This window comes from uncultured Jatrophihabitans sp. (assembly GCF_964246335.1).
Lineage (GTDB): Bacteria > Actinomycetota > Actinomycetes > Mycobacteriales > Jatrophihabitantaceae > Jatrophihabitans.
On record NZ_CAXTQF010000077.1, the window covers coordinates 1 to 15,107 of the forward strand.

The 15,107-nt window shown below is 71.8% G+C and carries 13 protein-coding genes; all 13 read left to right on the forward strand.

Annotated features, from left to right (window positions below; genetic code table 11):
• A partial coding sequence (gene pheS, locus ACFFCN_RS16485) for a phenylalanine--tRNA ligase subunit alpha (RefSeq protein WP_375493406.1) occupies positions 1-885 on the forward strand: 885 nt, incomplete at its 5' end.
• The gene (gene pheT / locus ACFFCN_RS16490; protein WP_375493407.1) at positions 882-3,332 is read left to right on the forward strand and encodes a phenylalanine--tRNA ligase subunit beta; all 2,451 of its coding nucleotides are present in this window, start codon (positions 882-884) and stop codon (positions 3,330-3,332) included. The genes pheS and pheT, both read left to right, overlap by 4 nt.
• 54 nt (positions 3,333-3,386) lie before the next feature.
• Complete coding sequence (locus ACFFCN_RS16495) at positions 3,387-3,908, forward strand: DUF4262 domain-containing protein (protein ID WP_375493409.1); 522 nt, start codon at positions 3,387-3,389, stop codon at positions 3,906-3,908.
• Between the two features lie 191 nt (positions 3,909-4,099).
• Positions 4,100-5,113: an N-acetyl-gamma-glutamyl-phosphate reductase gene (argC, locus tag ACFFCN_RS16500; RefSeq protein ID WP_375493410.1), complete on the forward strand. Its 1,014-nt coding sequence runs from the start codon at positions 4,100-4,102 to the stop codon at positions 5,111-5,113.
• Complete coding sequence (gene argJ, locus ACFFCN_RS16505; protein WP_375493412.1) at positions 5,110-6,261, forward strand: bifunctional glutamate N-acetyltransferase/amino-acid acetyltransferase ArgJ; 1,152 nt, start codon at positions 5,110-5,112, stop codon at positions 6,259-6,261. Before argC ends, argJ begins: the two co-directional genes overlap by 4 nt.
• Complete coding sequence (argB, locus tag ACFFCN_RS16510) at positions 6,258-7,154, forward strand: acetylglutamate kinase (RefSeq protein WP_375493414.1); 897 nt, start codon at positions 6,258-6,260, stop codon at positions 7,152-7,154. The genes argJ and argB overlap by 4 nt, the downstream gene beginning before the upstream one ends.
• Positions 7,151-8,329: an acetylornithine transaminase gene (locus tag ACFFCN_RS16515; RefSeq protein ID WP_375493415.1), complete on the forward strand. Its 1,179-nt coding sequence runs from the start codon at positions 7,151-7,153 to the stop codon at positions 8,327-8,329. Before argB ends, ACFFCN_RS16515 begins: the two co-directional genes overlap by 4 nt.
• Complete coding sequence (gene argF, locus ACFFCN_RS16520; protein WP_375493417.1) at positions 8,322-9,245, forward strand: ornithine carbamoyltransferase; 924 nt, start codon at positions 8,322-8,324, stop codon at positions 9,243-9,245. Before ACFFCN_RS16515 ends, argF begins: the two co-directional genes overlap by 8 nt.
• Positions 9,242-9,799: an arginine repressor gene (locus tag ACFFCN_RS16525; RefSeq protein WP_375493419.1), complete on the forward strand. Its 558-nt coding sequence runs from the start codon at positions 9,242-9,244 to the stop codon at positions 9,797-9,799. The genes argF and ACFFCN_RS16525 overlap by 4 nt, the downstream gene beginning before the upstream one ends.
• Positions 9,796-11,229 (forward strand): argininosuccinate synthase, encoded by a 1,434-nt coding sequence (argG, locus tag ACFFCN_RS16530; protein WP_375493421.1) that lies wholly within the window; start codon positions 9,796-9,798, stop codon positions 11,227-11,229. The genes ACFFCN_RS16525 and argG overlap by 4 nt, the downstream gene beginning before the upstream one ends.
• Positions 11,183-12,634: an argininosuccinate lyase gene (gene argH, locus ACFFCN_RS16535; protein WP_375493423.1), complete on the forward strand. Its 1,452-nt coding sequence runs from the start codon at positions 11,183-11,185 to the stop codon at positions 12,632-12,634. Before argG ends, argH begins: the two co-directional genes overlap by 47 nt.
• A complete protein-coding gene (locus ACFFCN_RS16540) occupies positions 12,631-13,257 on the forward strand; it encodes a DNA-3-methyladenine glycosylase (protein WP_375493425.1) in 627 nt (208 codons plus the stop codon). The genes argH and ACFFCN_RS16540 overlap by 4 nt, the downstream gene beginning before the upstream one ends.
• Before the next feature lie 4 nt (positions 13,258-13,261).
• Complete coding sequence (tyrS, locus tag ACFFCN_RS16545; protein WP_375493427.1) at positions 13,262-14,545, forward strand: tyrosine--tRNA ligase; 1,284 nt, start codon at positions 13,262-13,264, stop codon at positions 14,543-14,545.
• Positions 14,546-15,107: the final 562 nt, after the last annotated feature.

A 15,107-nucleotide genomic window follows, 5' to 3' on the forward strand; every position in this document is an offset into this window, starting at 1 on the left:
GCCCGCGGCCGGATCGGCACGGCGATCGCCGCGCGGCAGAGCGAACTCGAGGCCGAACGCGACGCCCGGGTGCTGGTCGCCGAGACTGTCGACGTCACCCTGCCCACCGACCGCCGCGCGCCCGGTGCCCGGCACCCGGTCAACATGGTGCAGGACCTGCTGTGCGACATCTTCGTGGACATGGGGTGGTCGGTCGCCGAAGGGCCCGAGGCCGAGGCGAGCTGGTTCAACTTCGATGCGTTGAACACGCCCGCCGAGCATCCGGCCCGCGATCTGACGGACACCTTCTACGTCGGTGCCCCGGACTCCGGCGTCGTGCTGCGCACGCAGACCTCGCCGGTGCAGATCCGCACGATGCTCGCGCAGCAGCCGCCCATCTACATCGTCTGCCCGGGCCGGGTGTACCGCACCGACGAGGTCGACGCCACGCACTCGCCGGTGTTCCACCAGCTCGAGGGGCTCGCCGTCGACGAGGGCCTCACCATGGCCAACCTCAAGGGCACGCTCGACCACATGGCGCAGCAGCTGTTCGGTGGTTCCACGAGCGGGATCGCGACGCGCCTGCGGCCGCACTACTTCCCGTTCACCGAGCCCAGCGCCGAGATGGACCTCGTGTGCTTCGTCTGCCACGGCGCGTCGCTGACCGACCCCGACTACGGCGAGTGCCGCACCTGCAACAGCGAGGGCTGGATCGAGTGGGGCGGCTGCGGCATGGTCGACCCGCGCGTCCTGGTCGCGTGCGGCATCGACCCCGAGCGCTACAGCGGCTTCGCGTTCGGCATGGGCATCGACCGCGCGCTGATGTTCCGCAGCGGCGCCGCCGACATGCGTGACATGTTCGAAGGCGACGTCCGGTTCTCGAGCGCCTTCGGGGTGACGCCGTGAAGGCACCGATCAGCTGGCTGGCCGAGCACGCCGACCTGCCCGCAGACCTGACACCGCGCGCGCTCGGTGACGCTCTCCTGCGTATCGGCCTGGAGATCGACGGCATCGAGTCCGGCGCGGACGCCCTGCAGGGCCCGATCGTCGTCGGCCGGGTCGAGTCGTTCGTCGACGAGCCGCAGAAGAACGGCAAGACCATCCGCTGGTGCCAGGTGAATGTCGGCGAATCCGAACCGCGGGGCATCGTGTGCGGCGCACACAACTTCGCCGAGGGTGACCTCGTCGTGGTGTCGCTGCCCGGTGCCGTGCTACCCGGCGACTTCGCGATCTCGGCACGCAAGACCTACGGGCACGTCTCGGACGGCATGATCTGTTCGGTCCGCGAGCTCGGCATCGGCGAGGACCACGACGGCATCCTCGTGCTGCCCGCGGACTCGGCCCGCCCGGGCGACGACCCGCTGCGGCTGCTGGGTCTGCGCGACGCCGTGCTCGACGTCGAGGTCACCACCGACCGCGGGTACTGCCTGTCGATCCGCGGCCTCGCCCGGGAGGCCGCTGCTGCGCTCGGCGTCGCGTTCCACGACGTCACGGCGGACCTGCCGGCGGTCGACGGCGCCGCGTACGACGTGCGCATCGACGATCCGGCCGGCTGCGACCGCTTCTCCGCGCGCGCCGTCACCGGTCTCGACCCGGCGGCGCCGACGCCGGAGTGGATGGCTGCGCGGCTGCGGCAGTGCGGCCTGCGCTCGATCTCGCTCGCGGTCGACGTCACGAACTACGTCATGCTCGAGACCGGCCAGCCACTGCACGCGTTCGACCGCGACAAGCTGCGCGGGCCGATCGGTGTGCGCCGGGCTCTGCCGGGGGAGAAACTGACCACCCTCGACGACGTCTCCCGCGATCTGGCGCCCGATGACCTCGTCGTCACCGACGACTCCGGCGCGATCGCGCTCGGTGGTGTCATGGGCGGCGCGACCACCGAGATCGGCGACGCGACCACCAACATCGTCTTCGAGGCGGCGCACTGGCAACCGGCGTCGATCGCGCGCACGGTGCGTCGCCATCGACTGCCGAGCGAGGCGGCGCGTCGCTTCGAGCGCGGCGTCGACCCGCAGATCGCCGGGGTCGCCCTCGCCCGCTGCGTGGACCTGCTGGTCCAGCACGGCGGCGCGCGGGACGCCGGCGGATACACGGTGGTCGGCACCCCGGCAGCGCCGCCGCGCATCGCCCTCGCGGTCACCCGACCGGAGACCGTCGCCGGCATGCCCATCCCGCGCGACGATGTCGTCGCCAACCTGCGCGCCGTCGGCTGCACAGTCGAGGCCGGCGACACGCTGTTGCAGGTCGATCCGCCGTCGTGGCGACCGGACCTGCTCATCCCCGCGGATCTGGTCGAGGAAGTCGTTCGACTGGCCGGTTACGACCGGCTGCCCTCGGTGTTGCCCGCCGCCCCCGCGGGCGACGGGCTGACCGGCCGGCAGAAATTCAACAGATCGGTTGCGCGGTCGCTCGCCGACGCCGGATGCGTCGAGGTGCTGTCGTTTCCGTTCGTCGCACCGTCGCTACGCAGCGCGCTCGGCGACGACGAGCCCGCCGCACGCCTGGCAAATCCGCTGTCGGAGGACGAGCCGGAACTGCGCCGGTCGATCCTTCCCGCCCTGCTGACGACGGTGTTGCGCAATCTCGGTCGCGGCCAACGCGACCTCGCGCTGTTCGAGACCGGTCTCGTGTTCCTGCCCCGGGAGCAGGCAGCTCGGGCGCCGGTGCCCGGGATCGACGGGCCACCGACGTCGGAACAGCTCGCCGCCCTGGACGCCGCGCTGCCCGAGCAGCCGCGGCACCTCGCCGCCGTCCTGTGCGGTGAGATCGAGCGGCGCGGGTGGTGGGGACCACCGCGACCGGCGGACTGGTCCGACGCCGTCGAACTCGCCCGCGTCGTCGCCCGGACCGCGCGGGTGCAGCTGACGGTGCGCGCCGCGGAGCATGCACCGTGGCACCCGGGACGCTGTGCCGAGCTGCTCGTCGAAGGCACGCCCGTCGGTTACGCCGGCGAGCTGCATCCACGCGTCGTCGCGGAGTTGGGCCTGCCCGAACGCACCTGCGCGCTCGAGCTGGATCTCGACGCGGTCCCGGTGCCGCAGGCCGCCGCGGCGCCGGAGGTTCACACCCTCCCGCCGGTGCTGCTCGACGTCGCGCTCGTCGTGGCGAACGACGTGCCGGCGGCTGAAGTCGCGGACACCCTGCGCGCGGCGGCCGGCCCGTTGCTCGAGTCGTTGCGGCTGTTCGACGTCTACGCCGACGACAAGCTCGGCGCGGACGTCCGTTCGCTGGCGTTCGCGCTGCGCTTCCGGGCGAAGGACCGCACGCTGACGGTGGAGGAGGCCACGACGGCGCGCGATGCCGCGGTGGACGCGGCCGCACACGCGCACGGCGCCCGCCTGCGTTCCTGAAAACTGTCGCCCCCGCGTCCTACCGTCCTCGCAACCGACGAGACGGGGGACGAGATGTGCGATTGCTGCGACTACATCGCCGCGCGCGGGGGCAGGCCGGACGACCCGCAGCTCATGGCCGAGTACGAGGCCGTCTGGCGCCGGGCCACGCGCGCAATGATCGAGGACTGCGGGTGTGCGGTGGTGCATGTCGAAGGCCCGTCGCTGCCCTGGGCATACACGATCGGTCTGTGGCCCGCACGTGGTCATCCGGAGCTCGTGGTGTTCGGGCTCGATCGCAGGCACGCGCACGACCTGCTCAACGCGCTCGCTCACTCGGTGACCCAGCATGGCGACACCCTCGCCGACGGTGACGTGCTGGAGCTCTCGGACGACCCGGGCGATCGGGTCGCACTGTTCACGGTGCCGAACCCGGGGCAGGTGGTGCTCCGGGCCAATGCCTACGTGGGGCGGGACCCGGCGGAATCGGTGTCTGCGCTGCAGGTCGTCTACCCCGACGACCTCGGTGTCTGGCCGTGGGAGCCGGGCTGCCGCCTCGCGCGAGGGCAGCCGATGCCGGGTTCGTTCGTCGCCTGACCCCCGGGCGCGGTCCTCAGCCGGACCCGTCGCGCAGTCGCTTGACGAATCGCACCCGCCGGTAACCCTGCTCGGCGTACCGGCCGGCCTCGACGTAGCCACGTGCCGGGTAGTACGTCAGGTTCTCGCTCATCTGCTCGTGGTGTCGACCCGTTGTGCATGAAGTTTCGTGCTAATGCATAATTGTGCGCATGGGTTTACGGGTCGCCGTTGCCGGTGCCAGCGGCTACGCCGGTGGCGAGCTGCTGCGCCTGTTGGCGGCGCACCCCGATTTCGATGTCGTCGCGGTCACCGCACACGGCAACGCGGGCCAGTTGCTCGGTGCCGTCCATCCCGGACTGCGCTCGCTGGCCGGGCTGGAGCTGGCACCGACCCGACCGGAAGCACTCGCCGAGGCAGACGTTGCGTTTCTGGCGCTGCCGCACGGCGCCGCCGCGCCGTTGGCCGAACTCCTGCCCGGCTCCGTCAAGGTCGTCGACCTCGGTTCGGACCACCGCCTGGAGGACGCCGCCGCACATGAGCGCTACTACGGCGGGACGCATGCGCAGCCGTGGGTCTACGGCCTGCCGGAACTGCCCGGCCAGCGCGCGGCCATCGCTCGCGCCGACCGGGTGGCCAACACCGGGTGCCACGCAGTGGCGGCCATCCTCGCCATCCGGCCACTGCTCGATGCGGGCGTCGCCGAGCCGGACGACGTCGTGCTCACCTCGGCGAGCGGCACGTCGGGCGCCGGACGCGCGGCCGCCGCGCACCTGCTCGCCAGTGAGGTGATGGGCGACCTCAGCGCGTACAAGGTCGGGGCGCACCGACACGTTCCGGAGATCAAGCAGGCCAGTGGTACGACGAGCCTGACGATGACCCCGATCCTCGTGCCGATGCCGCGGGGCATTCTGGCCAGCGTCGCGCTGCGCCCTGTCGGTGCGGCATCGCTGGACGCTGCGCGGGCGGCCCTCGACGCCGCCTATGCGTCCGAGCCCTTCGTGCACCTGCTGCCGGCCGGCCAGCAACCGCACAGCGCCGCGACGTCCGGCTCCAATTCGGCGCAGCTGCAGGTGCAGCTCGACCTCGACTCGGGACGGCTCGTCGTCACCTGTGCGATCGACAATCTCGGCAAGGGCGCGGCAGGCCAGGCCGTGCAGAACGCCAACCTGATGTGCGGGCTGCCCGAAACGGCCGGCCTCACCGCCGACGGGGTGGCGCCGTGAGCGTCACGACTCCTGCCGGCTTTCGCGCGGCCGGCGTGGCAGCCGGGCTCAAGACGTCGGGCGCGCCGGATGTCGCGCTCGTCGTCAACGACGGCCCGCTCGACGTAGCCGCCGCCGTCTTCACCCGCAACCGGGTGCGCGCAGCGCCGGTGCTGTGGTCCGAACAGGTCGTCGGGGACGGCCGGGCGCGCGCCGTCGTCCTCAACTCCGGCGGCGCCAACGCGTGCACCGGCCCGGACGGCTTCGCCGACACGCACCGCACCGCCGAGCACGTCGCGGCCGCGTTGTCGATCGGCGCCGGCGACGTCGTGGTGTGTTCCACCGGCCTGATCGGCGAACGACTGCCGATGCCGCAGCTGCTCGCCGGCGTCGATGCTGCGGCAGATGCGCTCGACAGCGAGTCGGGCGCGGCGGCCGCCGACGCGATCCGCACCACCGACACCCGCGTGAAACAGGCCGAGCACGCCGACGAGGGATGGAGCGTCGGCGGAATGGCCAAGGGCGCGGGCATGCTCGCCCCCGGGCTCGCCACCATGCTCTGCGTGCTCACCACCGACGCCGTCGTCGACGCCGCGGACCTCGACGCCGCACTGCGCGCCGCAACCGCGCACACATTCGACCGCGTCGACGCCGACGGCTGCATGTCCACCAACGACACCGTCGTGGTGCTGGCCAGCGGCGCCTCCGGCGTGACACCGCCACCCGACCGACTGGACGCTGCCCTGCACGCCGTGTGCGCCGACCTCGCCGCGCAGCTGATCGCCGACGCCGAGGGCGCCACCAAAGAGGTCGAGGTGGAGGTGGTCAACGCCGCGACCGAGCAGGACGCCGTCGAGGTCGGCCGGTCCATCGCGCGCAACAACCTGCTCAAGTGCGCGCTGTTCGGCAACGACCCCAACTGGGGACGCGTGCTCGCCGCCATCGGCACGACCTCCGCCGCCTTCGACGCCGACCGGCTGGGCGTCGCGATCAACGGCGTGCAGGTGTGCCGCGACGGCGCGGCCGGCGAGCCACGCGAGGGCGTCGACCTGACCGGCCGTCACGTGCACGTACGCGCCGACCTCAACGCCGGGGATGCCGCGGCGACCATCTGGACCAACGACCTGTCGCACGGCTACGTCGAAGAGAACTCGGCGTATTCGACATGAGGACCGTCGAGCAGGCCATGACGCGTGCCGCGACGCTCGTCGACGCGCTGCCCTGGCTGCAGCGATTCCACGGCAAGGTCGTCGTCGTCAAGTACGGCGGCAACGCCATGACCAGCCCGGAACTGCAGGCGGCGTTCGCGCAGGACGTCGTGTTCCTGCGCTACGCCGGACTGCGGCCGGTGGTCGTGCACGGCGGTGGGCCGCAGATCACCGAGCACCTGGGCCGGCTGGGCATCGAGTCGGAGTTCCGCGGCGGGCTGCGCGTCACCACGCCGGAGGCCATGGACATCGTGCGCATGGTGCTCACCGGCCAGGTCAGTGCCGAAATCGTCAACGGCATCAATGACCACGGCTCGTTCGCCGTCGGCCTGTCCGGCGAGGACGGCGGCCTGCTCACTGCCGAGCGGCGCGGCGCCGTCGTGGACGGCGAGCACGTCGACATCGGGCAGGTCGGTGACATCGTGGACGTCGACGCGTCCGCCGTCACCGCACTGCTCGACGCCGGCCGCATCCCGGTCATCGCCACCGTGGCCCGCGGGCGCGACGGACTGACCTACAACGTCAACGCCGACACCGCAGCCGCGGCCCTCGCCGTCAGCCTCGGCGCGGAGAAACTCATCGTGCTCACCGACGTCGAGGGGCTGTACGCGGACTGGCCCGCCAGCTCCGAGGTCATCAGCCAGATCGACGTCGAGCAGCTGGCCGACCTGATGCCCGGCCTGGGCGCCGGGATGGTGCCGAAGATGGAGGCCTGCCGGCGTGCGGTGCAGGGCGGCGTGCCGCGGGCACACGTGCTGGACGGGCGCGTGCCGCACGCGCTGCTGCTGGAGATCTTCACGAGCGAGGGCGTCGGCACGATGGTCGTCCCGGCGAAGACCGAGGAGGGCAGATGACCCTGACCGAGCGGTGGAACACCGTGATGATGGACAACTACGGCACGCCGAAGGTCGCGCTCGACCACGGCGACGGTGTGCGCGTGTGGAGCACCGCCGGTGACGAGTTCCTCGACTTCGTCGGCGGCATCGCGGTGTCCTCGCTCGGCCACGCCCATCCGGCGATCGTCGCGGCCGTCACCGACCAGGTCGGCCGGCTCGCCCACACGTCCAACCTGGCCATGCACGAGCCCGGGGTGCGGCTCGCCGAGCGGCTCGTCGACCTGCTCGGCCTGCCCGCGCGGGTGTTCTTCGCCAACTCCGGCGCCGAGGCGAACGAATGCGCGCTGAAGCTTGCCCGCAAGCACCGGCCGGGCGGCGGGATCGTGTCGTGCAACGCCAGCTTCCACGGCCGCACCTTCGGCGCGCTGTCGGTCACCGGCAACGCCGCCAAGCGCGAGCCGTTCGCGCCGCTGCCCGGGCCGGTCACCTTCGTCGACTACGGCGACACCGCGGCGCTGCGGGCCGCGGTGACGCGGCAGACCGCAGCCGTCATCGTCGAACCGACCCTGGGCGAGGGCGGCATCGTGGCGCCGCCGCCCGGTTTCCTCACCGACGTGCGGGCGATCTGCGACGACGCCGGCGCGCTGCTGATCGTCGACGAGGTGCAGAGCGGCATCGGCCGCACCGGCAACTGGTTCGCCAGCCAGGCCGAGGGCGTTCGACCAGACGTCGTCACGCTCGCCAAAGGTCTCGGCGGCGGACTGCCGATCGGTGCCTGTCTCGCCGTCGGCGCCGCGGGGGAGTTGTTCGCGCCGGGCGACCACGGCAGCACGTTCGGCGGCAATCCCGTGTCCTGCGCTGCTGCCCTCGCGGTGTTGACCACGATCGCCGACGAGCATCTGCTCGACCACGTCAAACAGGTCGGTGAGCACCTGGCCCGGCGCATCGAGGCCATCGGCGCCCCGCTCGTGCGTGAGGTCCGCGGCTCCGGGCTCTGGCGCGGCGTCGTGCTCACCGGCGCGCACGCGGCCGACGTCGAACTGAGCGCCTTCAACCGTGGCCTGCTCGTGAACGCCGTCCGCCCGGACGTGCTGCGGCTCGCCCCACCCTTGATCACCACGACAGACGACGTCGACACGGCGGTGGTCCGGCTGGCCGACGCACTGCAGGAGGTGGCGGCCCGCGATGCCTAGACACTTCCTGCGCGACGACGACCTCACGCCCGACGAGCAGGCGCAGGTCCTCGACCTCGCGGCGACGATGAAGGCCGCGCCGCACCAGCACCGCGCGCTGGCCGGCCCGTCGTCCGTCGCGTTGATCTTCGACAAGCCGACGCTGCGCACCCAGTTGTCCTTCTCCGTCGGCGTCGCGGAGCTCGGCGGCCAGCCGATCGTCGTCGACGGGCGGCTTGCCGGGATCGGCACCCGGGAGTCGATCGCGGACACCACGCGCATCCTGTCGCGTCAGGTGGCTGCCATCGTCTGGCGCACCTACGGCCAGGAGCGCATCGACGAGATGGCCGGCGTCGCGTCGGTGCCCGTCGTGAACGCGCTGACCGACCAGTTCCACCCGTGCCAGATCCTCGCCGACCTGCAGACCGTCCGCGAACGCAAGCAGCGCCTCGCCGGGCTGACGTTCGCGTACCTCGGCGACACCGCGAACAACATGGCCAACTCGTACCTGCTCGGGGGCGCGACGGCGGGCATGCACGTGCGCCTGGGTGGCCCTGCCGAGTACGCGCCGGACCCCGCGATCGTCGCGCGGGCGGCGGAGCTGGCCGCGCAGACCGGCGGCTCGGTCACCGTCACCGACGACGCGCACGCCGCGCTCGACGGTGCCGATGTCGTCGCCACCGACACCTGGGTGTCGATGGGCCAGGAGGACGAGGCCGCGCAGCGCGAGGCACCGTTCGTGCCCTACGCCGTCACGGCGGACGCGCTCGAGTACGCCGCGGCCGATGCCCTGGTGCTGCACTGCCTGCCCGCCTACCGGGGCAAGGAGATCACCGCGGCCGTCCTCGACGGACCGCGCAGCGCCGTGTGGGACGAGGCGGAGAACCGCCGGCACGCACAGAAGGCGCTGCTGGCCTTTCTGCTGGAGCGCACATGACGACCGCGCACGACGTGCCGCCGGGCAGGGTCACCAAGGCCGCGCGCCATGCACGCATCGTCCAGATCCTCGGCGCCGCGCCCGTGGCCTCGCACGGCGAGCTCGCCGCGCTGCTCGCCGCCGACGGTCTGCACGTCACGCAGGCGACGCTCTCGCGCGACCTCGACGAGCTGGGCGCAGTGAAGCTGCGGACCCCGGACGGCGGTCACCCCGTCTACGTGGTGCCGGAGGACGGCACGCCGCTTGCCGCGCGCCGCGACGACGACGCGCCGCCCCACCGGCTCGCCCGCCTGGTCGGCGAGCTGTGCACGTCGGCGCAGGCCAGCGCCAACATGGTCGTGTTGCGCACCCCGCCCGGAGCCGCGCAGTTCCTCGCGTCCGCGGTGGACCGCGCGGGCCTCGCAGCCGTGCTCGGCACGATCGCCGGAGATGACACGATCCTCGTCGTGACCCGCGACCCGGCCGGCGGCGATGCGCTTGCGCAACAGCTGCGCGACCTCGCGCAGGCCCGCACCGACCGGCACCCGGCCGGGGGAGAGGAAACACCAGCGTGAGCAAGGTCCTGACGTCCCTGCCGCAGGGCGAACGCATCGGCATCGCGTTCTCCGGCGGCCTGGACACCTCCGTCGCGGTCGCCTGGATGCGCGCCAACGGCGCCGTGCCCTGCACCTACACCGCAGACATCGGCCAGTACGACGAGCCGGACATCAGCGGCGTGCCGGACCGCGCCCGGCGCTACGGCGCCGAGCTCGCCCGCGCGGTCGACTGCCGCCGCGAGCTGGTCGAGGAGGGACTCGCCGCGTTGGCGTGCGGCGCCTTCCACGTCCGCTCGGGCGCGCGGACCTACTTCAACACCACGCCGCTCGGGCGCGCCATCACCGGCACCATGCTGGTCCGGGCGATGCAGTCCGACGACGTGCACATCTGGGGTGACGGCTCGACGTTCAAGGGCAACGACATCGAGCGCTTCTACCGCTACGGCCTGCTCGCCAACCCCGCGCTGCGGATCTACAAGCCGTGGCTCGACGCGCGGTTCGTCACCGAGCTCGGTGGCCGCGCCGAGATGAGCCAGTGGCTGAGCGAGCGCGACCTGCCCTACCGCGACAGCAAGGAGAAGGCGTACTCCACGGACGCCAACATCTGGGGCGCCACCCACGAGGCGAAGACCCTCGAGCACCTCGACGTCTCGCTGGAGACGGTCGAGCCGATCATGGGCGTCAAGTTCTGGGACCCGGCGGTGAGCGTCGACGCCGAGGACGTGAGCATCCGCTTCGACAGCGGCCGGCCCGTCGCGATCAACGGCGTCGACTACGCCGACCCGGTGGCCCTCGTGCACGAGGCCAACGCGATCGGCGGCCGGCACGGCCTCGGCATGTCCGACCAGATCGAGAACCGCATCATCGAGGCCAAGTCGCGCGGCATCTACGAGGCGCCCGGCATGGCACTGCTGTGGATCGCGTACGAGCGGCTCGTCAACGCGATCCACAACGAGGACACGACCGCGAACTATCACAACGAGGGGCGCCGGCTCGGCCGGTTGCTCTACGAGGGTCGTTGGCTGGACCCCCAGGCGTTGATGCAGCGCGAGTCGATCCAGCGCTGGATCGCGTCCCTCGTCACCGGCCAGGTGACCCTGCGTCTGCGGCGCGGCGAGGACTACTCGCTGCTCGACACCCGTGGTCCCGAGCTGTCCTACCACCCGGACAAGTTGTCCATGGAACGCACCGAACACGCGGCGTTCGGCCCCGTCGACCGCATCGGCCAGCTGACGATGCGCAACCTCGACATCGCCGATTCACGCGCCAAGCTCGAGCAGTACGCGGCACAGTCCGAGGTGCTGCTCGGTCGCACGCACCTGTTCGGCGAGCTCGAGCAAGCCGGCCTGGACGAGCACGGCGCCGACCAGATCACCGCCCGCGGCCGGCGTGATGACGCCGATGAGTCCGTCCTCGACGACGCGGCGATCGAGTCCGGCGTTGACTGACGCCCGGCTGTGGGGCGGCCGCTTCGCCGGTGGTCCGGCGGACGTGCTCGCGGCGTTGTCACTGTCGACGCACTTCGACTGGCGGCTGGCGCGGCACGACATCGCAGGCTCCCGCGCGCACGCCCGCGTGCTGCACGGCGCCGGGCTGCTCACCGACGACGAACTCACCGGCATGCTCGCCGGGCTCGACCGGCTCGAGGACGACGTCGTCAGCGGCGATTTCGCGCCGGAGCCGGCCGACGAGGACGTGCACACGGCACTCGAGCGCGGGCTGGTCGAGCGCGTGGGTGCCGAGCTCGGCGGCCGCTTACGCGCCGGGCGCTCGCGCAACGACCAGATCGCCACCCTGATCCGGCTCTACCTGCGCGAGCAGGCGCGCTCGCTCGCGAGCGAGGTGCTCGGCGTCGTCGAGGCGCTGGTCGGCCAGGCACGGCGGCACTCCGATGTCGCGATGCCCGGTCGCACGCATCTGCAGCACGCGCAGCCCGTGCTGCTCGCCCACCATCTGCTGGCGCACTGCTGGCCCCTCGTGCGTGACGTCGCGCGGCTGCGGGACTGGGACGCCCGGGCCGCACGCAGCCCCTACGGCGCAGGAGCGCTGGCCGGTTCGTCCCTGGGCCTGGATCCGGCGGCCGTCGCCGCCGAGCTGGGCTTCGCCGGGCCGGCGGAGAACTCCATCGACGCCACCGCCGCGCGCGACGTCGTCGCCGAGTTCTCCTTCGTCGCCGCCATGCTCGCCGTCGACCTGTCGCGCATCGCCGAGGAGGTCGTCCTCTGGGCGACCAAGGAGTTCTCGTTCGTCACGCTGGACGATGCATTCTCCACCGGCAGTTCGATCATGCCGCAGAAGAAGAACCCGGACGTCGCGGAGCTGGCCCGCGGCAAGGCCGGCCGGCTGATCGGCGATCACGCCGGGCTGCTCGCCACCCTCAAGGGCCTGCCGCTGGCCTACAACCGCGACCTGCAGGAGGACAAGGAACCGGTCTTCGACGCCGTCGACACCCTGCACCTGTTGCTGCCCGCCATGAGCGGCACGCTCGCCACCCTGGTGTTCGACACCGAACGCCTGGAGTCGCTGGCGCCGCAGGGTTTCTCGTTGGCCACCGACGTCGCCGAGTGGCTGGTGCGGCGCCGGGTGCCGTTCCGGGTCGCGCACGAGGTGGCCGGCGCCTGCGTGCGCGAGTGCGAGCGCCGCGGCATCGACCTGGCCGACCTGTCCGACGACGACCTCGCTGCCATCTCGCCCGATCTGACCCCGCAGGTCCGGGAGGTGCTGACCGTCCGCGGCTCGATCGAGTCGCGCGACGGCGTCGGCGGCACGGCGCCGGCACGCGTCGCCGAGCAACACGCCGCGCTTGACGCCCAGGTCCGCGATCACCGCGAGTGGGCCGGCGCGCAGGCGTGACCGTCGAGCGCACACGACTGGCCGTCCCGGCGCTGACGCTCGCGCCGCGCCTGCTCGGTGCCGTCCTCGTCTCGGCCGTCGGCGGCGAGGACGTCGCCGTCCGACTCACCGAGGTCGAGGCATACGAGGGTGTCGACGACCCGGCATCACATGCGTTCCGCGGCCGCACCAACCGCACCGCCGTGATGTTCGGTCCGCCCGGTCATCTGTACTGCTACTTCACCTACGGCATGCACTGGTGCGCGAACGTCGTGTGCGGCCCCGACGGCACGGCTGCGGCGGTGCTGCTGCGGGCCGGCGAGGTGGTCGACGGCCTGCCGGTGGCCCGCGCGCGGCGGCCGGCCGCGAAACGCGACGCCGATCTCGCGCGCGGCCCGGCCCGGCTCGCGACCTGTCTGGGCCTCGGCGCTGCGACCAACGGCGTCGACCTGTTCGATCCCGGGTCACCCGTCCGGCTGGCGGCCGTCGCCTCGCGTCGCCCGCGCGGCGTGCAGGCCGGCCCGCGGGTCGGCATCAGCGCCGCGGCCGACCGTCTGTGGCGCTTCTGGCTTGCCGACGAACCGTCGGTGTCCGCCTACAAGGCGGGGACCCGGGCAACCCGCGGGCATCGACCGGCAGACTGAGCGGGTGAGCGAGCACCTCGAGCCGGCCGACGGCGGCGCGGCGCACCACCGTGGCGCCGACCCGGCTGCGGCACTTCCGGACGATCTGCGCGACGCGTACGTCGTGCTCGCTTCGGGAGCGGCGCAGATCCTGCCGACGGACGGGCTGGCCGAGCGATTGCTCGTCGCGCAGCGCGAGAACCGTCCGCTGCGGGTGAAGCTGGGCATCGACCCGTCGGGCACGGACCTCACGCTCGGGCATGCGGTGGTCCTGCGCAAACTGCGTCAGTTCCAGGACTTCGGGCACACCGCCGTGCTCGTCGTCGGCGGGTTCACCGGGCAGGTCGGTGATCCGTCCGGTCGCACGAGTACCCGCGTCGCGCAGAGCGCGCAGGACGTGATCGCCAACGCACGCGGTTACTTCGACCAGGTGATGCGCATTCTCGACCCGCAGCGCACGGAGGTCGTCAACAACGCCGATTGGCTCGGGGTGATGAGCCTGGCCGACATCCTGGGCTACACCCGCCTGATGACCGTCGCGCAAGTGCTCGAACGCGACGACTTCGCGCGCCGTTTCGCGGCCCGGCAGCCGATCAGCCTGTCCGAGTTCGTGTACCCCCTGCTGCAGGGCATCGACTCGGTCGAGATCCACGCGGACCTCGAGCTCGGTGGTACGGACCAGACGTTCAACAACCTGGTCGGCCGCGAGCTGCAGCGCGCGCGCGGCCAGGCCCCGCAGGCGGTGCTCACCGTGCCACTGCTCGTCGGCACCGACGGCGTCGAGAAGATGGGCAAGTCGCTCGGGAACTACATCGCGATCTCGGACCCTGCGGACGAGCAGTTCGGCAAGCTGATGAGCATCCCGGACACGCTCATCGAGACCTACGCACGGCTGTGCACCGCTCTGCACCCCGACCAGGTCGACGAGCTGGCGGCGGCGGCGTCGCTCGGGGGCGCGGACGCCAACCGGGCGAAGCGCGCGATGGCCCGGGCGGTCGTCACGCTGTACCACGGCTCGGACGGGGCACGGGCCGCCGAAGAGCACTTCGACGCTGTGTTCAAGCGTCACGAGTTGCAGGTCGACGCGCCGGAGTACCCGCTCCCGGCAGACGATCCGGTGCATCTGCCTGCGCTGCTGGTCGCTGCCGGGCTGGCGGCCGGCACCAGCGCGGCGCGCCGCGACATCGATGCCGGCTCGGTCCGACTCGACGGCGTCGCGGTGGCGTCGGGCGCTTACGACCTCGGACGTGCGGAGGTCGTGGGTCGCGTGCTGGCGCGGGGCAAGCGGCACGCGCGCCGGCTGGTCTGAGCTCCGGCTGAACGTCGCCCCGCGGCACTCGGGGGGCGATTTGCATCCACGCGTCGGCAGTCACTAGTGTTGTCTTTGTTCGCGCGACGGACCCGAAGCGCAGGCGTTGAGCCAGCAGCCGGGGACAGGCGGATGAAATCCCCCAAGCACGAGGCACGGACTCTTCGAGTCGCCCCGACCAAGTGGGAACTGGGCGGTGCCGGACGTGTTTGACCGCGCGAAGCCGACCAGGTAGCGTTACGCAGGTTGCCCCGGATCAGGTCGAAAGGTCTGAAATGGTGTGCATCCGCTCCTTGAGAACTCAACAGCGTGCCGAAAGTTAGTGCCATTTATTAACTCTCGTCCACGATCCGTTTCTACGGGTCGTGAAGAGATTCCTTTGGTACATCGAGCAAATTGAAACACCCAGCTCGTTGAACCAGTGATTGAAGCCGCTTGCCAAGAGCGGCGACTTTCTGTGTAGACACCCCGAAGGGCCCTCGGTCCTCGGACATGTCAATAAACATCCACGGAGAGTTTGATCCTGGCTCAGGACGAACGCTGGCGGCGTGCTTAACACATG